Source organism: Streptomyces caelestis (genome assembly GCF_001279005.1).
Classification (GTDB): Bacteria; Actinomycetota; Actinomycetes; order Streptomycetales; family Streptomycetaceae; genus Streptomyces; species Streptomyces heliomycini.
This window is the reverse complement of sequence record NZ_LGCN01000051.1, coordinates 119,044-141,870: the sequence shown is the minus strand read 5'-3', so window position 1 is coordinate 141,870 and position 22,827 is coordinate 119,044. Positions and strand designations below refer to the sequence as shown.

Here is a 22,827-nt window from a genome sequence, read left to right as displayed (position 1 = left end):
ATGACGAGTGGTTTCATCGGCCCGGAGGGCGACCCCTTCGCGGAATTCCTCGCCCGCTTCTTCGGCGGACAACGCCCTCGCCAGATCGACATCGGCCGACTCCTCAGCCAGCCCGCCCGGGAACTGGTGCGCGGCGCCGCCCAGTACGCCGCCGAGCACGGCAGCCGTGACCTGGACACCCAGCACCTGCTGCGCGCCGCCCTCTCCGCCGAGCCGACCCGGAGCCTGCTCAGCCGGTCCGGTGCGGACCCCGACTCCCTGGCGTCCCAGATCGACGACCGGTCCGGCCCGGTCCAGCACGGCCCGGGCGAGGCCCCGCCGCCGACCTCGCTGTCCCTGACCCCCGCCGTCAAACGGGCCCTGCTGGACGCACACGAGATGGCCCGGACGAGCGGCGCCGGCTACATCGGCCCCGAACACGTGCTCAGCGCCCTCGCCGCCAACCCCGACTCGGCCGCCGGCCACATCCTCAACGCGGCCAGGTACGCCCCCTCCGGCCCCCCGGAGGCGTCGGAGGCCCCGCCCGCCCGCACCGAACGCCCCCGCCCCGCGACCGGCACGCCGACCCTCGACAAGTACGGCCGTGACCTCACCGAGTTCGCCCGCGAGGGCCGTGTCGACCCGGTGATCGGGCGCGACGACGAGATCGAACAGACCGTCGAGGTGCTCTCCCGGCGCGGCAAGAACAACCCGGTGCTGATCGGCGACGCGGGCGTCGGCAAGACCGCCGTCGTGGAGGGGCTGGCCCAGCGGATCGCCGAGGGCGACGTGCCCGACGTCCTCCTCGGACGGCGCGTGGTCGCCCTGGACCTGACGGCGGTCGTCGCCGGGACCCGCTACCGGGGCGACTTCGAGGAGCGGATGAACAACATCGTCGAGGAGATCCGCTCCCACTCCGACCGGCTGATCATCTTCATCGACGAGCTGCACACCGTCGTCGGCGCCGGGGGCGGGGGCGAGGGCGGCTCGATGGACGCCGGCAACATCCTCAAGCCGGCCCTCGCCCGCGGCGAGCTGCACATCGTGGGCGCGACCACGCTGGAGGAGTACCGCCGGATCGAGAAGGACGCGGCGCTGGCCCGCCGCTTCCAGCCGATCATGGTGCCGGAGCCGACGCCCGCGGACGCGATCGAGATCCTGCGCGGCCTGCGGGACCGGTACGAGGCCCACCACCAGGTCCGCTACACCGACGAGGCGCTGGTGGCGGCCGTGGAGCTGTCCGACCGCTACCTGAGCGACCGCCGGCTGCCGGACAAGGCCATCGACCTGATCGACCAGGCCGGCGCGCGGGTGCGGCTGCGGGCCCGGACCAAGGGCACGGACGTACGGGCCCTGGAGCGCGAGGTCGAGCAGCTGACCTGCGACAAGGACCAGGCGGTCGCCGACGAGCAGTACGAGCGGGCCACCCAGTTGCGGGACCGCATCGTGGAGCTGAAGCAGCGGATCGCGGACACCGGCGGCGGCGACGAGGTCGACGAGGGGCAGAGCCTGTGGGTGGACGCCGAGGCGATCGCCGAGGTGGTGGCCCGGCAGACGGGCATCCCGGTCAGCCGCCTCACCGAGGAGGAGAAGGACCGGCTGCTGGGTCTGGAACAGCACCTGCACCAGCGGGTCGTCGGCCAGGAGGAGGCGGTGCGCGTCGTGTCGGACGCGGTGCTGCGCTCCCGCGCGGGGCTCGCCAGCCCCGACCGGCCGATCGGCAGCTTCCTGTTCCTCGGGCCGACGGGCGTCGGCAAGACGGAGCTGGCGCGGGCGCTCGCCGAGGCGTTGTTCGGCAGCGAGGACCGGATGGTGCGGCTCGACATGAGCGAGTACCAGGAGCGGCACACGGTCAGCAGGCTGGTGGGCGCCCCGCCCGGCTACGTGGGGCACGAGGAGGCCGGGCAGCTCACCGAGGTGGTGCGGCGGCACCCGTACTCGCTGCTGCTGCTCGACGAGGTGGAGAAGGCGCATCCGGACGTCTTCAACGTCCTGCTCCAGGTCCTCGACGACGGCCGGCTGACCGACTCGCAGGGCCGGACGGTGGACTTCACCAACACCGTGATCGTGATGACCAGCAATCTCGGTTCCGAGGCGATCACCCGGCGCGGCGCGACCCTGGGGTTCGCGTCCGGTGGCGCGGACGAGGAGGCGCGGCGCGAGCAGGTCCTGCGGCCGCTGCGGGAGCACTTCCGGCCCGAGTTCCTCAACCGGATCGACGAGATCGTCGTGTTCCGCCAGCTGACCGCCGAGGAGCTGCGGCGGATCACCGACCTGCTGCTGGAGAGCACCCGGCGCCGGCTGGAGGGCCAGGGCATCACGGCCGACTTCACCGATGCCGCCGTGGACTGGCTGGCCGGGCGCGGGTACCAGCCGGAGTACGGCGCCCGGCCGCTGCGCCGCACCATCCAGCGGGAGGTCGACAACCAGCTGTCCCGGCTGCTCCTGGACGGCCGGGTCCGGCAGGGCGGCCGGGTGACGGTGGACACGGAGGACGGGCGCCTGACGTTCCGTACGCGGGAGCGGGAGACCCCGGCGCCCGAGGGGTGAGCGGGGGAGGCGGCCCCCTCCGCGTGTCTAGCGCGTCGGACGGACCACCATCGCCGAGCCGCCGCCCCTGCGGACCTTCTCGGCCGCCGCGAGCCACCGGCCGTCCGGCAGCCGCTGGACGGCCGTGGCCGCGCCGATCTCCGGGTTCTCCCGGAAGGAGTGCCCGATGGCCTCCAGGCGCTGCCTGGTCCCACCGTCGTACAGGCCGGGTTCGAGGTCCGTCCGCTCCGTGTTGCGCTGGCTGGCGCGGGGCGCGGCGATGGCGTCGACCAGGGGCAGTCCGCGGTCGAGGAAGCCGGTCAGGGTCTGCAGCACGGTGGTGATGATGGTCGAGCCGCCGGGCGAGCCGAGCGCCACCACGGGCCGGTCGTGCCGGTCGAGCACGATCGTCGGCGAGATGGACGACCGGGGCCGCTTGCCGGGGCCGGGCAGGTTCGGGTCGTGGACGGCCGGGTTCGCGGGGGTGAAGGAGAAGTCCGTCAGCTCGTTGTTGAGCAGGAACCCGCGGCCGGGCACGGTGATGCCGCTGCCGCCGGTCTGTTCGATGGTGAGGGTGTAGGCGACGACGTTGCCCCACCGGTCGGCGGTGGTGAGATGCGTGGTGTTCTCGCCCTCGTACGTCGTCGGGGCGGCCTCGCCGCCCGTCGCGCAGGGCCCGGGGTCCCGGGGGTCGCCGGGGGCGAGGGGGCTGGTGAGGACGGCGTCGTCCTCGATGAGACACGCGCGCGAGTCGGCGAACCGCTGGGAGAGCAGTTCCTTCGCCGGCACGTCCTCGAAGGCGGGGTCGCCGACCCAGCGCCCCCGGTCCGCGAACGCGATGCGGCTCGCCTCGATGAGGCGGTGCAGGTACCGGACGTCGCTCGCGCCGGAGAGGTCGGTGCGCTCCAGGATGTTGAGCGCCTCGCCGACGGTGGTGCCGCCGGAGGAGGAGGGCGCGATGGAGTAGACGTCCAGGCCCCGGTAGGAAGTCTTCGTGGGCGGCGGGGACGTGACGCGGTAGGCGGCGAGGTCGCGTTCGGACAGTTCGCCGGGGCGGGCGTTCCAGCCGGAGTCCGGGTCCACCGGCGGCTTGCCGACCGTGTCGACGATGTCCCGGCCGATGTCGCCCCGGTACAGGGCGTCGACGCCCTCGCGGCGCAGCTCCTTGTAGGTGCGGGCCAGGTCGGGGTTCTTGAAGGTGGAGCCGACGGCCGGGAGTTCGCCGCCCGGCAGGAACAGCTCGGCAGTGTCGGGGAAGTGGCGGAAGCGGGTCTCGTTGGCGGCGGTCTGCGCGCGGAAGGTCTCGTCGACCGTGAAGCCGTCGCGGGCGAGGCGTTCGGCGGGTTTCAGGACCGTGCTCAGGCCGCGCCGGCCCCATGCGTCGAGCGCGCGCTGCCAGGTGGCGGGCGTGCCGGGGGCGCCGACCCCCAGTCCGCTGCTGACGACTTCGGCGAACGGGATCGGCTCGCCGTTCTCCAGGAACAGTCCGGAGCCGGCGGTGAGCGGGGCCGTCTCGCGGCCGTCGAGGGTGTGCACGGTGCGGGAGCGGGCGTCGTAGTAGACGAAGTAGCCGCCTCCGCCGACGCCGGCCGAGTAGGGCTCGGTGACGCCGAGCGCGGCGGCCGTGGCGACGGCCGCGTCGACGGCGTTGCCGCCCTTCCTCAGGACCTCGATCCCGGCGGCCGAGGCGTCGGCGTCGACGCTGGAGACCGCGCCGCCGTGGCCGACGGCCACCGGCGCCTTGGGCGTGTGCCGGGCGGGCGCCTCGTGCCGGGTGGTCGGCGGGGCCGCCCCCACCGACAGCAGGGCGGCACCGGCCGCCAGGAGTGCGAGATTCCGTGCGACGGGACGACGCATCCGTACCTCCGGTGAACGGCTGTCCGCGCAGCCTAGTTCGTCACCGGGCTCCCGTCAGGAAGGCCGAGGGGCGTGCCGCCCCGCCGTTCGGTGGCCCTGGGGCCCTGAGGGCTGTGGTGGCCCGCTCCTCGAACACGGGTTTGTGCGGGCCCGCTGGCATGCGCGCCCATGACCGACGACGTGCGCGACATCGTTCTGGGCGTGGTGACCGCCGGCCTCAGCGCCGCGCTGGAAGCCACCGAGCAGCGCGCCCGCCGGACCAGCCGACTGTCACCCATGCCGACGGCAGGGCTGCACAGCCTCGTCACCCGCCGTAGCCCATACGGCCGAGCCGCCCGCGTTCTGGGCGCCCCTGCCCGCATGACTGAACCGCACGCCCGGCGCCGAGGCGTAGCTGGGCGGAATTCGGTCCAAGGGGAGGTCGCGAGCGGACCGCTGTGGCTTCGATGGGCCACACGCCACGCTCCGGGCCGGGCTCGGCGCCGGTGAGGCGACCGTTGCGCACGTAGTGGCCTCGGTACGGCCGCGCCCTGGACCCGCGCCGTGCGGACCGTCGCTCCGCACGAAGACGTCACAACGGATGTCTTGTCGGGTGACTCGCCGGTCGGGGCGCACGAGGGCGCGACTTCGTACAGGTCGCATACCACCGGCGCGGGGGCGGGCTCTTGGGCTGTCGGGCGCGGAGCGAGGCCGTCGTCGTGCCTCTTCGCACCGGCGTGCCGAGGTTTCGCAGAAGCGGAGTCGCGTGCTCTGGCAGCGATGTCTCACCCACACGAATGGTTACTCATGGCGCTGTTGCGATTGCCGTGCGTGACGCTGCATGGTGGTGACACCCCATCAGACGCGGACCGGGCCGGCCCACTCATGAGATTCGGCTCTGTTCGCAGAACGCACCGTAAGTCGCCGGCCGGGCAGGGCCATCTGCCGACGGTCCGACGGCATCAAGCAGCACACCTCATGGCCGCTCCCGGCCTCCGTCCCCTTCGGGCGACTCACCGGCGATCACGGTGACGGCGGGTTGCCGTGGCACTGCCCGCGGTCCGTGCCCGGGCGGCCGGTGCGGCTGCGGATCCCCGCGGGCCGGTACCGCGGAAACGCCACCCCCTCTCACAAGGAGAACACCCTTGCGGAACAAGCAATTCCTCCCCTGCCGGCCACTGGCGCGGCGCTCTTGGCGCATGGTCGGCTCCGCCGCCGGCGGCCACCTGGCGCCCTACGGCTTCGGCATGAACCACCAGGAGAACCTCCTCATCCACGGGAGCCGGCGCAGGTCGCCCGGGTGACGAAGCTCCTGGAGCCGTCGTGGACGGCTGTCCGGCTTCAGGCACTGCTACGCACCGACGACAACCTGACCAGGTCGTCATCCTGGGCACTCCCAGCGAGTCGCCCCTGAGCCACCGGCCCTTCAGCCGCCTGTAGTCGGCCACCCCGGCAAAGGGGCCGGCGAAAGAGTTCTCATCCGCCTCCGCCCCACCGCGAGCGGTCGCGGGGTAGTCGTCCGTGGGGAGCGTGTCGCTGTCGTACCGAGATCACCGGCACCTGATCGAGGTGACCTCGCACTCCGTGAGGCTGTACTTCCGCCACGCCCAGGTGCGGTGACACCGCGTGCCGGCCGTCCCCCGTCGACCGACGACTCCCCGTCATTGCCACTTCAAGGAATGCCTATGTCGGAGTTACAGCGCGTTGCCACGCGAGACAAGGTCGCGATCATCGGAATGGGCTGCCGGTTGCCCGGTGGAGCATCCGACTACCGGACCTTCTGGCAGAACCTGTTGCACGGCAAGGACTGCATCGTCCCGACGCCGCCCGACCGGTACGACATCACGACACTCGCCAGCCAGGACCAGGCCAGGCCCGGCCGGCTGGTCGGCGGGCGCGGCGGATACATCGACGGCTTCGACGAGTTCGATCCGGCCTTCTTCGGTATCAGTCCGCGCGAGGCCGCCCATATGGACCCGCAGCAGCGCAAGCTGTTGGAGGTGGCCTGGGAGGCGCTGGAGGACGGCGGACAGAAACCGGCGGAACTCGCGGGCCAGAACGTCGGTGTCTTCGTGGGCGCCTTCACCCTCGACTACAAGATCCTCCAATTCGCCGACCTCGGTTTCGAAACGCTCACCGCCCACACCGCGACCGGCACCATGATGACGATGGTGTCGAACCGCATCTCGTACTGCTTCGACTTCCGCGGTCCCAGCATCTCTCTCGACACCGCGTGCAGTTCCTCCTTGGTGGCCGTCCACCTGGCGTGCCAGAGCCTGAGCCGCGGTGAGAGCAAGCTGGCACTGGCCGGCGGGGTGCTTCTGCACAGCGCCCCGCAGTACACCATCGCCGAGACCAAGGGCGGCTTCCTCTCGCCCGATGGCCGGTCACGCACCTTCGACGCCTCGGCCAACGGCTACGTCCGCGCGGAAGGCGTCGGTGTGATCGCCCTCAAGCCGCTGGACGACGCCCTGCGCGACGGCGACCCCGTGCACGCGGTGATCATCGGCAGCGGAGTCAACCAGGACGGGCGTACCGACGGCATCACCGTCCCCAACGCCGATGCCCAGGTCTCGCTCGTCGAGCAGGTCTGCGCCGAGGCGGGCATCACGCCCGGTGGCCTGCAGTACGTCGAGGCCCACGGCACCTCCACCCCGGTCGGCGATCCCATCGAGGCGGGTGCACTGGGCCGCGCGTTGTCCATCGGGCGCACGCCCGGCGCCCGGTGCTACGTGGGCTCGGTCAAGGCCAACATCGGGCACTGCGAGTCGGCCGCGGGCGTCGCCGGGCTCATCAAGACGGTGCTGAGCCTCAAGCACCGAACCGTCCCGCCCCACATCAACCTCGACGAGATCAACCCCGCGATCGACCTGGCATCGCTGCCGTACGAGATCCCGACCCGTGCGGTTCCCTGGCCCGACCATGAGGGTCCGGCGCGGGCGGGCGTCAACTCCTTCGGTTTCGGCGGAACCAACGCTCATGTCCTGCTCGAAGCCGCCCCGGCGGACGGAACGGCCGGCCTACCGCGGCAGCGCCGTGCGCGCTCGGGCCCTGCCATCCTGCCCCTGACCGCACGCGATCCCGCCCTGCTCACCGAGGTCGCCGAGAACATCCGGCGGGAACTGTCCGGCGCACACGGCCCGGCGCCCTCCCTGCCCGACCTCGCCCACACCCTGGCCCACCGCCGTCAGCACCTCGAAGCGAGGCTGTCGGTGGTCTACGACTCTCCTGCCTCACTGAAGGAAGCCCTCGACGCTTCACTACGCGGTGAGGCCCACCCTCGCGTGCTGCTGGACCGACGACTGCCTGCGCAGGACCGGCGGCTGGTCTGGGTCTTCACCGGCATGGGCCCGCAGTGGTGGGGCATGGGGCGGCAGCTCTTCGAGACCGAACCGGTCTACCGGGAAGCGGTCGAGGCGTGTGACCGCGCGATGAGTGAGTTCACCGCCTGGTCGCTGGTGGAGGAGCTGGCCGCCGACGAGGCCGGCTCCCGGATGAGCGAGACCTGGCTGGCCCAGCCCGCCAACTTCGCGGTGCAGGTGGGCCTCGCGGCTCTGTGGCGCAGTTACGGCGTGCGACCGGACGCCGTCGTCGGGCACAGCACCGGTGAGATCGCGGCGTTCTACGAAGCCGGTGTCTACAGCCTGCGGGACGCAGCCGCGATCGCGGTCCACCGCAGTCGGCTCCAGCAGAAACTGGTGGGCACCGGAACCATGCTGGCGGTGGGTCTGCCGGAAGCGGAAGCCCTGCGCCGGGTACGCCCCCACACCGGCCGCGTGTCGGTGGCCGCCGTCAACAGTCCGACGGCACTCACCCTGGCCGGGGACGAGCAGGCCCTGTCCGAGATCGCCGACGGGCTGAAGGAGGAGGGGGTCTTCGCCAAGTTCCTCGCCGTACGGGTGCCGTACCACAGTTCGCGCATGGACGCCATCAAGGAAGATCTGCTCTCCTCGCTCGCCGGTCTCCGCCCCGGTCAGGCACGGATTCCGCTCTGCCTGACCGCGGGCGGGGCATGGGCGGGCCGGTATGCGAAGGGACCGGAACTCGACGCCGCGTACTGGTGGCGCAACGTCCGTGACAGTGTGCGGTTCACCGACGCCGTCGACCGGCTGGCCGATGACGGCCACGGCGTCTTCCTGGAGATCGGGCCCCATCCGGTCCTCGCACACGCGATCAACGAGACTCTCGCCGCACGGGGGCGCGAGTCCCGGACCATGCCGTCGATCCGCCGCCAGGAGGACGAGCGAGAGCGCTTCGCTCTCTCCCTGGCCGCTCTGCACAACATCGGTGTCGACATCGACTGGGCGGCCGTGCACCCCACCGGCAAACCGGTGCCCTTGCCCCGCTACCCCTGGAAGCGGGAGCGGTACTGGACCGAGCCCGAACCGGTTGAACGGGTTCGCCTCGGCCGGCTGGACCACCCGTTGCTGGGCCGCCGTCTCGACACCGCCGAGCCGACCTGGGAGGCCAGGATCGACGTCGAGTCCCAGCCCTATCTGGAGGACCACCGGATCCAGGGCAGCGTGGTTTTCCCGGCGGCCGGCTACGTGGAGATGGCGACGCAGGCCGTCCGGACGATGACCGGAGGCGATGCCGTCCTCGCCGACATCGAACTGCGCAAGGCGCTGTTCCTGCCCGCCGGGCCGGAGGGCTCCACCGGAGGAACGGCACCGGTGCAGCTCTCCTTCCGCGGCGAGGACGCGGCATTCACCATCGCCACCGCCTCCCGGGGTGACACCGGTGAGCGGACCGTGCACGCCCACGGCACCGTGCGCTCCGCCCAGCGCGGACATCACCGGCGTTTCCTCCCCTTGGATGTCGACTCGGTCCGGAGCCGCAGTACACGCCGACTGAGCGGCGCCGCCTGTTACGAAGCGCTGGCCGGCCTCGGCTACCACTACGGACCGGCGTTCCAGGGCATCGAAGAGGTGTGGATCGGGCCCGGTGAGGCGCTCGCCCGTATCCGGCCGCCCGAGCCGATCGGCGACGACGCCGCCCGCCACCATGTGCACCCGGCCGTGCTGGACTCCTGCTTCCAGACGCTGCTGACACCTCAGCTCCTCGGGGGCCAGGGCGGTGAGGAGGTGAGCGGCACCGGTATCCGGCTGCCGCTGTCGATCGGGGAGGTGGACCTCGACGCCGTGGGGAATCAGCCGCTGTGGGCGTACGCCGTCCTTACCGACGACGCGCACGGTGAACTCACCGGCGACATCGCGGTGCACGCCGACGACGGCCACCCGCTCGGCCGTGTCACCGGTTTCCGCGCCGCCGACATCGAGCGGGCCTCCGCCGCCGTGAGCCTGGGCACCATCGACTCCTGGTTGGCCGACATCGTCTGGACCGAGACCCCGTACGCCCCGGACACCGCTGACGCGTCCGCGGCCTTCGGGGGAAACTGGCTCGTCTTCGCCGACGGACAGGGGGTCGCCGACGAACTGGCGACTCGGATCGCCGCTCGCGGTGGCCGCTGCCACCTGGTGCGGCCGGGCCCGGCCTACCGCATGGCCCCCGAGCGGCATGAGTCGACGACCGTACCGGGCTCCACCGCCGACCTGGAGCGGCTTCTCACCGAGCTGCGCGCGGACGGTTCGGCCCCGTACGACCACGTCGTCCACCTGTGGAGTCTGGATCTTCCGCCGATGGACGCGACCCGCACGGCGGCCGATGTCCGTGAGCGCGCCGACCTCGCAGGCTACTCGCTGGTCGCACTCGCCCGCGCGCTGCCGGCCCACCAGCCGGGCAGCAGGCTGCACATCGTCACCCGTGGCTGCCAGGCCGTCGTCCCGGGCGATCCGGCCGAGCCGTTGTCCGCGCCGGCCTGGGGCATCGGCCGCGTGCTGGGGCAGCAGGAGCTTCCCGACCACCACGGCACACTCATCGACCTCGATCCTCACGCCGGTGACGGCATCACGGCCCGCGTCACGGAGGCCGAGGCTCTGCTACGGCAGGTGACCGCGGCCGACGGCGAGCACGAGATCGCGCTGCGCGACGGTCGTCGTCTCACCAGCCGCCTCGCCCCGGTCTCCGGCCTGCCCCGCCCGCTGCCGCCACGGCTTCGCCCCGACGGCGCGTACCTGGTGACCGGTGCGTTCGGCGCGCTCGGCAGGCTGTTGTGCCGTCGGCTCGTCGCCCGCGGCGCCCGCCGTCTGATCCTCGTCGGCCGTACCGCACCGCCCGCCCGTGACCAGTGGCACGCCGTCGCTCCGGACTCCGCCGCCGGTGACCGTATCCGCTTCCTCAAGGAACTGGAGGCACTCGGCGCCCAGCCGGTCCTCGCCCCACTCGACATCGGTGACGAGACCGCCCTCACCACGTGGCTCGCCGACTACCGGCGGTGTCAGTCACCGCCGATCCGCGGTGTGTTCCACCTCGCGGGCCAGGTTCGCGACACCCTCCTGCCGGAGATGGACCGGACGGCTTTCGACACCGTGTACACCCCGAAGGTCCTCGGCGCGTACCTCCTCCACCGTCATCTCCAGGACGAGCCGCTCGACCACTTCGTCCTCTTCTCGTCGATCGCCTCGCTGCTGACCACCGCGGGCCAGACCAACTACGCCGCGGGCAACGCCTTCCTCGACGCACTCGCCCACCACCGCCGTGCCCGCGGCCTGCCCGCCCTCAGTATCGACTGGGGTCCCTGGGCCACAGGCATGATCGAGGAGCTGGGTCTGGTCGAGCACTACCGCACCCGCCGGGGGATGAGCTCGCTCTCCCCCGACGCGGGCATGGCCGTCCTCGAACGCGTCATCGGCCAGGACCGAGCCCAGTTGCTTGTCGCCACCGTCGTGGACTGGCCGGTCTTCCTCGCCTGGTATCCGCAGCCGCCGCCCCTGGTCGCCGACCTGGCCTCGGCAGCGGACAAGGCCGACGCACCGGCGGCCGGGAACGGCAGTACTCCCGACACCTTCCGGTCCGTCTTCCGCGCCGCGGACCCTGACGCCCGTGAGGCCCTCCTCACCGACCGTTTCACCCATGTCATCGCCGGTGTGCTGCGGATGCCGGCCGAACAGGTCGATCCCGCCACCGGGCTGGGCGCGCTCGGTCTGGACTCCCTGCTGGCGATGGAACTGCGCTCACGGGTCCAGGCCGACCTGGGCGTCACGCTCCCGGTCGTCGCCCTGCTCGGCAACACCCCCGTCGGCGACCTGGTCAACCGTGTCCACGAGGAACTCACGGAGCTGGTCGCCGCGGGCCCGGACGAGGCCGGGACCACGGCCGCGGTCGAGGTCTTCGACACCGAGCGGCAGCACCCACTGACCCAGAACCAGAAGGCCCTGTGGTTCCTCAAGCAGCTCAACCCCGACGGCTTCGCCTACAACATCGGCGGCGCTGTCGAGATCCGCACCGAGGTCGATCCCGAGCCGATGTTCGAGGCGTTCCGTGTCCTGATCGAACGGCATCCCTGCCTCCGGGCCAACTTCATCCATGACCGGGGCCGGCCGGTGCAGAAGGTCGCTCCCGCCGAAGACTCCGCATCCCGGACGGACGTCGCGCTCTTCGACGTCCAGGACCGGCCGTGGGAGGACATTCACGCGCTGATCGTCAGCGAGTACCGCAAGCCGTACGACCTCGCACACGACCCGCTGGTCCGGCTGCGCCTCTTCCGACGCGCCCCGGACCGCTGGGTGCTGATGAAGGCCGTCCACCACATCATCTCCGACGCGATCTCCACGTTCACCTTCATCGAGGAGCTTCTCGCGGTCTACGAGGCGCTGCGCCGACGCCGTACGCCCCAGCTGCCTCCTGTCCCCGCCCGTTACGTCGACTTCCTCAACTGGCAGAACCAGTTCCTCGCCGGCCGCGATGCCCGGCGGATGCTCGACTACTGGAAGGCGCACCTGCCGACCGACATCCCGGCCCTCGGTCTGCCGACGGACCGGCCTCGTCCGCCCGTCCAGACCCACAACGGCGCGTCGGAGTTCTTCGTCCTCGACGGCGACCTGAGCGCCCGAGTCCACGCCCTGGCCCGGGAACACGACGTCACCGTGTTCATGGTGCTCATCAGCGCCTACTACCTGTTGCTCCACCACTACTCCGGACAGGACGACATCATCGTCGGCAGTCCGGTGACGGGCCGTACCCATGAGCAGTTCGCCAAGGTCTACGGCTACTTCGTCAACCCGCTGCCTCTCCACCTCGACCTGGCCGGCCGGCCGACCGTCGCCGAGCTCCTCGTCCGGGTCCGCGACGTCGTGCTCGGGGGCCTGGACCACCAGGAGTACCCGTTCGTGCTCCTGGTCGAGGAACTGGGCCTGAAACACGACCCGAGCCGGTCCGCGGTCTTCCAGGCGATGTTCATCCTCCTCACCCACAAGGTGGCCACCGAGAAGTACGGCTACCGCCTGGAGTACATCGAACTGCCCGAGGAGGAAGGCCAGTTCGACCTCACACTGTCGGTGTACGAAGACGAGTCCGACCATCGGTTCCACTGTGTCTTCAAGTACAACACCGACCTGTTCCTTCCCGGGACGATGCGGCGGATGGCCGCCCACTACACCAACCTGCTCGACGCGCTGACCCGCGCGACTCCCGCGGAGCCCGCCCTCCGGCTGGAGATGCTCGGGGCCCGGGAGCGCGAGCGTCTCGTCGACGGCTGGAGCGGGGCGGGGCGGCAGACCGTCGCACCCGACGTGCCCGTGCACCGGCTCATCAGCCGAATCGCCGCCGAGCGGCCCGGGTCCGTCGCCGTCTCCGCTCCCGCCGAGGACGGCGCCGGCCTGCGGATGACCTACGGGGAACTGGACCTCCGCAGTCGCGCCCGTGCCCGGCGGCTGCGCGAGCTGGGCGTGGAGGACGGTGCGGTGGTGGCCGTCTGCCTGGACAAGTCGCCCGAGCTGATCGTGACCCTGCTGGCGGTGCTGAGGGCCGGTGCCGCGTACCTGCCGCTGGACCCGCGCGACCCGCAGGACCGGCTGGCGTCCCTCATCGCGCACACCGGTGCCGGGCAGGCCGTCGTCGACGCCGCCGGGGGCGAACGGTTCACGGGCCTGCCGTGCCGGGTGCTCACCCTGGACGATCTGACCACGGGGTCCTCGCCCGGCGCGTCCGGCCCGGACGTGGCCGAACCCGATGTCGGCATGGACGCACCGGCCTACGTCATCCACACCTCCGGCTCCACGGGCCGGCCCAAGGCGGTACTGGTCAGCCACCGCAATCTCGCCTCAGCCTACGAAGCCTGGCGCACGGAGTACCGCCTCGACCGTGATGTCGCCGTGCACCTGCAGATGGCGAGCCCGTCCTTCGACGTCTTCACCGGCGACCTGGTGCGCGCCCTGTGCTCCGGCGGCACCCTGGTGCTCGTCGGGCGTGAGGTGCTGTTCAACACCGCGCGACTGTACGCCGTCATGCGCCAGGAAGGTGTCGACTGCGCGGAATTCGTGCCCTCCGTCGTCCGGGGGCTGATGGCCCACTGCGAGCACGGCGGCAGCCGGCTGGACTTCATGCGGCTGCTGATCGTGGGCTCCGACTCCTGGAAGGTCGAGGAGTACGACCGGCTGCGCGCCCTGTGCGGCCCGGGAACACGCCTGGTCAACTCCTACGGTCTTACCGAGGCCACCATCGACAGCACGTACTTCGAGGGACCCACGGACGGCTTGGAACCGAGCCGGACCGTGCCCATCGGCCGGCCGTTTCCCGGCACCGAGCTGTACATCGTCGACGAGCACGGCCAGCCGGTACCGCCCGGTGTCACGGGCGAACTGTGGATCGGCGGTACGGGCGTCGCCACCGGCTACCTCCACGACCACGAGCAGACCGCGCACCGCTTCATCACCCGCACCGTCGGCCGCGGGTCCGATGCCCGGCCCCTTCGCCTGTACCGGACCGGCGACCTCGCGCGGTGGGACAGCGAGGGGTGCGTCCACCTCCTCGGCCGCGCCGACGCCCAGGTGAAGGTGCGCGGCCACCGGGTCGAGCTCGGCGAAGTCGAGTCCCGCCTCTCCCAATGGCCGGCGCTGGCCCAGGTGGTCGTCACCCTGCGGCCCGACGGGCGCGGCGAGAACGTACTGTGCGCGTACGGCGTGGCAGCACCCGGTGCGGAACTGGACTGGCGCCGGCTGCGCCGTCACCTCGCCGAGCACCTGCCGACGCATCTGATCCCGGCCTCCTTCACCGAACTGCCCGAGCTGTCCCTCACCTCCAGCGGCAAAGTCGACCTCGCAGCGCTGCCCGCGCCCCGGCGCGCCCCCGACGACACCCCGTACGACCCGCCCGTAACGCTCTATGAGACCCGGATGGCCGACCACTGGAGAGCCGTCCTGGGCGTCGAGCGGGTCGGTCTCCAGCACGACTTCTTCGAGTCTGGCGGCAGCTCCGTCAAACTGATCGAGCTGATCCACCACCTGCAGGACGAGTTCAACCTGGCCATCCCGGTCAGTCACCTCTTCCGGGTGACCACCTTGCAGGGCATGGCCAGGACGGTGGAGCACATCATCACCGGCCGGCTCCCCGGCGCGCAGCCCTGGCTGCGGTTCAACCCCGATGCCGGCCCCGTCGCCTTCTGCTTCCCGCCTGCCGGCGGCCACGGGCTGGTCTACCGACTCCTCGCCGCTCACCTGCCGGGGTACGAGCTCGTGGCCTTCAATTACCTCACCGGTGACGACAAGACGGCCCGTTACGCGGACCTGATCGAGTCCCTCCAGCCACAGGGCCACTGCGAGCTGCTCGGTTACTCGCTCGGCGGCAACCTCGCCTTCGAGGTCGCCAAGGAGCTGGAGCACCGCGGACGCGAGGTACGCGACGTCGTCGTCCTCGACTCGTACCGTGTCACCGCCGCCCACACCGTCGGTGACGAGCACCTCGAAGAGTTCGAGCGCGAGCTGCGCGAGCACCTGCGCAAGCACACCGGTTCCGAGGAGCTGGCCCAGGAGACCCTCGCCCAGGCCAGGGACTACATCGGCTTCTGCGCCCGCACGCCCAACCTCGGCACGGTACGTGCCGCCGTCACCGTGATCTCCGACGAACACAAGGCCGCCCTCTACGCCGCCGGGGAGCCCGGCTCCTGGCACGGCAGCTCCACCGGTCCCACCGAGGTGCTGCCCGGCTCCGGCGAGCACGCCGACATGCTCGATCCGGGACACCTGGAGCACAACGCCGGTCTGGTCCGCGCGGTCTTGAACCGCACCCCGGCCCAGGGCCGCGTCGGCGCGTCGGGCGCGGCGACGGGAGGTGAGACGCATGGGGCGTGAGAAGGCATCCGCCCGGTCGGGCCGACGTCACACGATGATCATCATCGGCGGAGGTCTCGGCGGCCTGTCCACGGGCTGCTACGCGCAGATGAACGGCTACCGGACCCAAGTCTTCGAGATGCACGAGCTGCCGGGCGGCTGCTGCACCGCCTGGGACAAGGGAGACTTCACCTTCGACTGGTGCGTCAGCTGGCTGCTCGGCTCGGGCCCCGGCGACGAGATGCACCAGATCTGGCTGGAGCTCGGCGCGTTGCAGGGCAAACAGATGCGCAACTTCGACGTCTTCAACGTCGTACGCGCCCCCGACGGCCGGGCGGTGTACTTCTACTCCGATCCGAACCGTCTCGAAGGGCACCTGCTCGGCCTCTCCCCCGCCGACGCCAAGCCGATCAGGGAGTTCTGCGCGGGCCTGCGGAAGTTCAAGGCGTGCATGGCGGCCTACCCCTTCCTCAAACCGGCGGGGCTGATGGGCCGGTGGGAACGCTGGCGCACGCTCGCGGCGTTCGTCCCGTACTTCAACGTCATCCGGAAGTCGATCACGACCCTGATGACGGACTACGCCGCGAGGTTCTCCGACCCGCTGCTGCGCGACGCCTTCAACCACATCCTCTACGAGTACCACCCCGCGTTCCCGGTCCTCCCCTTCTACTTCCAGCTGGCGTCGCACGCCAACGGCACGGCGGGCGTGCCCGAAGGGGGTTCACTCGGACTGGCGAGGTCGGTCGAGGAACGCTACCGGCGGCTCGGCGGCGAGATCACCTACAACGCCAAGGTCGACGAGGTGCTGGTCGAGGACGACAGGGCCGTGGGCGTCCGGCTGAGCGACGGGAGGGAGTTCCGGGCCGACATCGTGGTCTCCGCCTGCGACGGCCGCACCACGATGCTGGAGCTCCTCAAGGGCCGGTACCTCAACACGACGTACGAGCGGCTCTACACGAGGACCATCGACGAGCCGGGGATGCTCTACCCCGGTTACGTGAGCGTCTTCCTGGGCCTGGACCGCTCCTTCCCGCAAGGTGAGCCCTGTACGACATACCTGCTCGACGAGAAGGAGGCGGCCTCGTTCGCCGGCATGGGGCACCCCAGCATGAACGTGCAGTTCCGCAGTGCCCACTACCCGGAGCTCTCGCCGCGCGGCACCAGCGTCGTCTTCGTCACCTACTTCTCCGACACAGGCGTCTGGCGGGAGCTGACCGACGGACCGGAACAGCACAGCCGCGTACACAAGGGGGAGGAACTGCACACGCTGGCGGTGCGCCGCGGCCCCGCGTACTACGCCGCCAAGCGGCAGGTTCAGCGGGCCGTCACGGAGTTCCTGGACCGCCGGTTCCCCGGGCTGGCGGAGTCGGTCGTGGCGCGCGACACCGGCACCCCGCTCACCCAGGTCCGCTACACCGGCAACCACAACGGGACCATCGCCGGCTGGCTTCCGTTCATGGACGGCGCGGAAAGGCTGGAGAAGGAAGTGAACAGGAACGGTCCGGTGGCTCCGGGGCTGAAGGACTTCTATCTCTCCGGCACCTGGTCCACGATCGGCGGGCTCATCCGGGCCGCGGCGGCGGGCCGTCACGTCACCCAGTTCATCTGCCGCGACGACGGCGTGGAGTTCACCGCCGGCATCGACCGGACCCAGCCACCGCCCACCCAGATCGTCATCCCGGTCGGCTGGCCCCCGGCCCCCGACGGCACCACCCCCGAGGCCAAGGAATGCGAATGAAGATCGAGAAGTGGATCGTGCGCGAACACGTTCCGGGCGTGCCGGACGTCGACCGGATCTACGAGAAGGTGATCGAGGAGGTGGACGTCTCACTCGCGGACGACGAAATGCTCTTCGAGACCCTCTACGTGTCGCTCGACCCCTACCTGCAGGGACTGGCCCTCGAAACGCCCCTCGGCGAGCACATGGTCGCGCACAGCATCCTGCGCGTCGTCTCGGCCGGCCCGCGGGCCGCCTTCTCGGCAGGCGACCTGGTGCAGGGCTACGGCGGCTGGCGCAGCCATGTGATCGGCACCGGTGCGGGATGGCAGTGGGAGCACGGTGCTTTCCCCGTCCCCTTCCCCGCCTTCCGGCGGCTGGATCCACGGCGCTACGACGAGGCGCTGCCGCTGTCGACGGCGCTCGGCGTCATGGGTCCGCCGGGACTGACGGCCTGGGGCACGCTGACCAAGTTCTTCACCATCGAGCCGGGTGACACGTTCGTGGTCAGCGGCGCGACCGGCTCCGTCGGATCACTGGCCGGCCAGCTCGCCAAACGAGCCGGCGCGCGCGTGATCGGCACCACCAGCTCACCGGAGAAAGCCCGGCATCTGACCGCCCTGGGCTTCGACGACGTCGTCCACTACCGACAGGGCGACGACCCCGGTGAAGCACGCGAGGCACTGCGAGCGGCGGCACCTCGAGGCATCGACAAGTACTTCGACAATCTGGGTGGGGCGATCACCGACGCGGTGTTCTCCCTGCTGAACATCGGCAGTCAGGTCGCCGTCTGCTGGCAGTGGGCGACACAGATCGCGGGCGACCACACGGGCCCCCGCCTGCTCCCGTACATCATGTTCCCCCGCACGACCGTCCGCGGGATCTTCGCGGAGGAGTGGTACGACGACCAGACCCTCGACGCGCTCCACGACGACCTCGGCGGTATGGTCCGGCGCGGCGAGATCGCCCACCACGAGACCGTACGGCACGGATTCGACGCCATCCCCGGGACCTACCACAGCCTGTTCACGGACCCGGCCGCCAACCGTGGCAAGCTCCTGGTGCGCTTGTGACCACCCGTCCTCTTCGAATTCCCCGCCCCAGGAAGGGCCTACGATGACGACAACGACACAGTGCGAACCGCTCGCCTATCCCTTCGAACAACCCGACGGACTCGAGATCCACCCCATCTACGCCGAATTGCGGCAACGGCCGCCGGCACGGGTGCGCATGCCGTACGGCGAGGACGCCTGGCTCGTCACCCGGTACGCCGACGCCAAGTCATTGCTGGGCGATTCCCGGTTCAGCATGGCCGCGGCGCTCGGCCGGGACCGGCCACGCGTCAGGCCGGTCGCGGTGAGCGGCGGGGGGCTGCTGTCCACCGACGGGCCGGACCACCTCCGACTGCGCGGCACGGTGGCGAAGGCGTTCACCGCCCGCCGTGTCGAGCGGCTTCGCGACCGTGTGCGTGAGATCGCCGGAGAACTGTCGTGCGGCATCCGGAAGTCGGGCGCTCCGGCGGACCTCGGCAACGGATTCGCCTTCCCTCTGGCGATCACCGTGATCGGCGAACTGCTCGGCATCGGCCAAGAGAACCACGTCCGCGTCCGGGACTGGCTGGACGTGATGATGTCCCACACCGTGACGGCCGAGGAGTTCAACAAGTGGAACACCATGTTCGCCGCGTATACGGCCGACCTGGTGGAACTGCGACGCCGGGAGCCCGGCGACGACCTGTTCAGCGCCCTCGTACGGGCCCATGATCAGGAAGGGCGCATCACCATGGGAGAACTGATGGCCCTCGCCCCGGTACTCATCAGCGCGGGCTTCGTCACCACCTTCAACCAGATCTCGAACTCCTGCTACCTTCTGCTGGCCCGCCCCGACCGCTTCTCCTCACTGCTCGGCCGACCTGAGGCACTTCCCCGCGCGGTGGAGGAACTGTTGCGCTACGTACCGCTGCCCAACGGCTTCGCCTTCCCCCGATATGCCACCGAGAGCATCGAACTCGGCGGGGCTCTCATCCGCGCCGGTGATCCCGTCCTGGTCGACACGGCGGCCGCCAACCGGGACCCGGAGGTGTTCGACCGCGCCGATGACCTCGTCCTCGACCGGGCCGTCAACCCGCACCTCAGCTTCGGGCACGGCCCGCACTACTGCATCGGCGCCCACCTGGCGCGAGTGGAACTCCAGGTGGCCTTGGAGGTCCTCCTGGAGGACATGCCCGGCCTCCGGCTGGCCGTCCCCGCAGAGGAACTGCGCTGGAAGACCGGGACGATGGTGAACGGCCTGCACGAACTGCCCGTCGCCTGGTGAAGCGGCGGACCCGTCAACTCGAGCGCACGCATTCGGACCGGCGAGATCGATCCAGGCTCCGACGATTCGATCGAGACGAACGGCGGTGACACCTCGGCCTTCACGCGCGTCACGCTCCCCACCACGTTTCCCGCGGATTCCGGCGTCGTCGTCCCCGCGCCGGTCCGAAGGGCCGTGCAGAAGGCCGTGATCACGCAGCCTGAAGCGGTGGTGGTACGCGTTCGGTCACGCGGCGAGGGCAGGATCGTACGTGTGGGCGACGGCCTGGACGGCGTGGTGGAGGCCGTCGCCGCGTCGCGGAATCGTTGAGGATACCGGGTTGTTCACGCGGGAGATGGTGCGCTCAAGGCGGGCACGGACTTCGCGGTGGGCGACGTTGTCCTCTTCCTCACCCTTCGGTAAGGGGCGTCCGGGCGTCTGCGGTACGGGACGATCGGACCGGTGTTGAGGTCATCGCCGATGACCGTCACCCCTGGCAGCGCTCGGCCGGGCCTGAGTCCCGCCAGGCTTTTCGCGTCCGCCGCGCACCGGTCACCGGGCGGGCTGACCCCGCTCAGCACCACCCGTCCGGCGCGCAGCTGACCTTCTCCTCGTCGGCGGACGACCCGTCGGGGTCGCGTCCGCCGCGCGAGCAGTGATCTCCGGCTGCCGCCGGACGGGCCCGGCCGATGTGATCCGCCGCCCCGTGGACGCGGGACGGTGGGCCCCTCCCGATGACGGCGCCCTCGCTCCTGACGCGAAGACCCCTCCCCCACCGGGATGAAGGAACCATCGTAGTCGAGGTCCGGGCGGGCGGGTCCGGGGGCGTCGTCCGGTCCGTCCCCGAGGGTCCCGAAGCGTCGGAGAGGAGGTCCTCGGCCCGGTCGCCGCTCGGGTCGCCGGGAACCCGCCGGGCGCGCGGTCCTCCGCGATCCGGCCGTCGGCCATGGGGGCCGCGCGGTCGGCGGCCGAGGGGACGGAGCCCGTCCCGTGCGTGTCCGTGATCACAGTCACGCCCTCGCCGGCCGGTTGCCGCACGGCCTCCAGGGCCTCGTCGACCGCCTCCGGGTCCGGGGCGGAGGCCGGCTCGTCGAAGGGGAGCGTGCCGGACCGGACGGGCGCCGGCCGCTCGACCGCCCGGCGCGGCCTCGACTCCCCGGCCCCGACGGGCCGATGACGGCGGCCGCCCCTGCCCTGCCCGGGGTGAGCCCGGTGTCCCGCAGGAGGGGAGGTCCCCGGCGTACCCGTCGAGGTCACGCGGCCCGGTCACGGGACCACCGAGGCGGCGCGACACGGCCCTTCGGCCGCCGGCCGCGTGCACACCGGGCCGCGGGCCGGGGCCTCACGCCTCCGCGACCTCCGCGTACAGCTGCGACAGTTCGGGTACGCCGTCGGCCGCCCACGCGTGTCCGGCGTCCACGACGTCGAATTCCCGGCCTGAGGTGAGCCGTAGGACCGGCTGGCCGTCGGCCCGGATCTCCCAGGCGGCCCCCGGCACGGTGCGCACGATGACGGTGCCGAGGTACAGCCCGGCGTCGTTGCCCAGCCAGGTCGAGGTCTCCTCGTCGTCCCGCCAGCGCGGCACCAGCTGGTCCAGTGCCTCCAACGAGGCCGGGGAGTCGTCGAGCCGGACCCCCGCCCGGTCGGCCTGGGTGCGGAGGAGTTCGCACTCGGCGAGGAGTTCCGCGATGCCCTCGGGATCGGGCATCCCCGTCTTCCGGCGCCGGCTGCCCAGGAAAGGGATGTTCATACCGCCAGCCTGTCATTCGTACCGTGCCGCGCACCACAGGCGCGCGGGGTCGGACGGCGGCCGGCCGGCGCCCCGCTACACGTCGAGGTCCACCACGACCGGCGCGTGGTCCGAGGCGCCCTTGCCCTTGCGCTCCTCGCGGTCGACGTAGGAGTCCGTGACCGCCTTCGCGAAGGGCTCGTTGCCGTACACCAGGTCGATGCGCATGCCGCGGTTCTTGGGGAAGGCGAGCTGACGGTAGTCCCAGTACGTGAAGGGGTGGTCGTACTTGAGGGGGCGCGGGACGACGTCGGAGAGACCGGCCTCGCGCAGGGCGGCGAGGGCGGCGCGTTCGGCGGCGGTGACGTGGGTGGAGCCCTCGAAGACGGCCCGGTCGAAGACGTCGTCGTCGGTCGGGGCCACGTTGTAGTCGCCCAGGACCGCGAACGGCCGCCCGCCCGCCGCGTCGCCGGCCACGGCGGCCTTGAGCGCCTCGAACCACTGGAGCTTGTACGCGTAGTGGGGGTGGTCCACCTCGCGGCCGTTGGGCACGTACACCGACCAGACGCGGACCGGGCCGCAGGTCGCGGAGACGGCGCGGGGTTCGACGGAGCCGTCGTAGCCGGGGTCGCCCGGCAGGCCCTTGACGACGTCCTCGAGGCCGACGCGGGAGAGCACCGCCACGCCGTTCCACCGGCCGGTGGCGTTCACCGCCGACTCGTAGCCCAGCTCGCGCAGCTCCTCGACCGGGAACCTCTCCTCGGCGACCTTGGCCTCCTGGAGGCACAGCACGTCCGTGCCGCTGCTCTCCAGCCAGGCCAGGAGCCTCGGCAGGCGGGCGGTGATCGAGTTCACGTTCCAGGTCGCGATGCGCATGTTCCCCAACCTACCCGGCGCCTGTGACAACGCCCGCCCGCCGCCCGCGGGGTCACAGCTCGGCGGAGCCCCCCGGCGCGAGCCGCAGGTGTTCCGTGCCGCCGAGGGCGCCGATCTGGCGGTCGTAGATCGGGCGGGCGAGGTCGGTGAGGAGGGCGTCGTGGATGTCGTAGGCGCGCCGCGGCCTCACCTCGCGGACGTAGTCGATGACCTCGGAGATCTTGTTCCAGGGGGCCATGACCGGCAGCATCAGCGTCTCGACCGGCCGGTCGGGGACGGTGAGCGCGTCACCGGGGTGGAAGAGCTTCCCGCCGTCGACGAGGTAGCCGACGTTGGTGACGCGCGGGATGTCCGGGTGGATCACCGCGTGGAGCTCGCCGTGGACCTGGACGTCGAAACCGGCGGCGGTGAAGGCGTCGCCGTGGCCGACGGTGTGCACGCGGCCCGGGAAGGCCGCCGAGAGTTGCTCCGCGACCGACTTCAGGGTCCAGATCGCGGCGGCCGGATCCGCCTCCAGGAAGGCCCGCAGCCGGCCCTCGTCGAAGTGGTCGGGGTGCTCGTGCGTGACCAGGACGGCGTCCGCGCCCAGGGTCGCGTCCTGCTCGCTGAACATCCCGGGGTCGAGGACGAGGACGCGGCCGTCCTTCTCCAGGCGGACGCAGGCGTGCGACTTCTTCGTGAGCTTCATGATTCCATCCTGC

10 protein-coding genes are annotated in these 22,827 nt (G+C 71.3%); 6 read left to right on the top strand and 4 right to left on the bottom strand.

Annotated features, from left to right (window positions below; all coding sequences use genetic code 11):
* The gene (locus ADK41_RS05780; protein WP_030833534.1) at window positions 1-2,529 is read left to right on the top strand and encodes an ATP-dependent Clp protease ATP-binding subunit; all 2,529 of its coding nucleotides are present in this window, start codon (window positions 1-3) and stop codon (window positions 2,527-2,529) included.
* A 27-nt stretch (window positions 2,530-2,556) separates the two neighbouring features.
* Here ADK41_RS05780 and ggt read toward each other — a convergent pair whose 3' ends face one another.
* Window positions 2,557-4,365 (bottom strand): gamma-glutamyltransferase, encoded by a 1,809-nt coding sequence (ggt, locus tag ADK41_RS05775; RefSeq protein ID WP_030833531.1) that lies wholly within the window; start codon window positions 4,363-4,365, stop codon window positions 2,557-2,559.
* 1,124 nt (window positions 4,366-5,489) lie between these two features.
* On the opposite strand from ggt, the gene ADK41_RS41565 reads away from it, so the two are divergent.
* The 5 genes from ADK41_RS41565 to ADK41_RS05755 all read left to right on the top strand — a co-directional run bounded on the left by ADK41_RS41565 (window position 5,490) and on the right by ADK41_RS05755 (window position 19,542).
* Window positions 5,490-5,648, top strand: a complete 159-nt coding sequence (locus ADK41_RS41565; RefSeq protein ID WP_158717706.1) for a hypothetical protein — start codon at window positions 5,490-5,492, stop codon at window positions 5,646-5,648.
* A 381-nt stretch (window positions 5,649-6,029) separates the two neighbouring features.
* Entirely contained in the window at window positions 6,030-15,530 is a 9,501-nt protein-coding gene (locus tag ADK41_RS05770) for a non-ribosomal peptide synthetase/type I polyketide synthase (protein WP_078662121.1), read from the top strand.
* Window positions 15,531-15,564: 34 nt separating this feature from the next.
* Window positions 15,565-17,247, top strand: coding sequence for a phytoene desaturase family protein (locus ADK41_RS05765; RefSeq protein WP_078662122.1), 1,683 nt, complete (start codon window positions 15,565-15,567; stop codon window positions 17,245-17,247).
* The gene (locus tag ADK41_RS05760) at window positions 17,244-18,299 is read left to right on the top strand and encodes an MDR family NADP-dependent oxidoreductase (protein ID WP_030833523.1); all 1,056 of its coding nucleotides are present in this window, start codon (window positions 17,244-17,246) and stop codon (window positions 18,297-18,299) included. Before ADK41_RS05765 ends, ADK41_RS05760 begins: the two co-directional genes overlap by 4 nt.
* 43 nt (window positions 18,300-18,342) lie before the next feature.
* Window positions 18,343-19,542, top strand: a complete 1,200-nt coding sequence (locus tag ADK41_RS05755) for a cytochrome P450 (protein WP_030833521.1) — start codon at window positions 18,343-18,345, stop codon at window positions 19,540-19,542.
* Between the two features lie 1,321 nt (window positions 19,543-20,863).
* Here ADK41_RS05755 and ADK41_RS05750 read toward each other — a convergent pair.
* The 3 genes from ADK41_RS05750 to ADK41_RS05740 all read right to left on the bottom strand — a co-directional run bounded on the left by ADK41_RS05750 (window position 20,864) and on the right by ADK41_RS05740 (window position 22,814).
* Complete coding sequence (locus ADK41_RS05750; protein WP_030833519.1) at window positions 20,864-21,271, bottom strand: DUF6278 family protein; 408 nt, start codon at window positions 21,269-21,271, stop codon at window positions 20,864-20,866.
* Between the two features lie 75 nt (window positions 21,272-21,346).
* Window positions 21,347-22,126, bottom strand: a complete 780-nt coding sequence (locus ADK41_RS05745; protein ID WP_030833516.1) for an exodeoxyribonuclease III — start codon at window positions 22,124-22,126, stop codon at window positions 21,347-21,349.
* Between the two features lie 52 nt (window positions 22,127-22,178).
* A complete protein-coding gene (locus ADK41_RS05740) occupies window positions 22,179-22,814 on the bottom strand; it encodes an MBL fold metallo-hydrolase (RefSeq protein ID WP_030833513.1) in 636 nt (211 codons plus the stop codon).
* Window positions 22,815-22,827 lie beyond the last annotated feature (13 nt).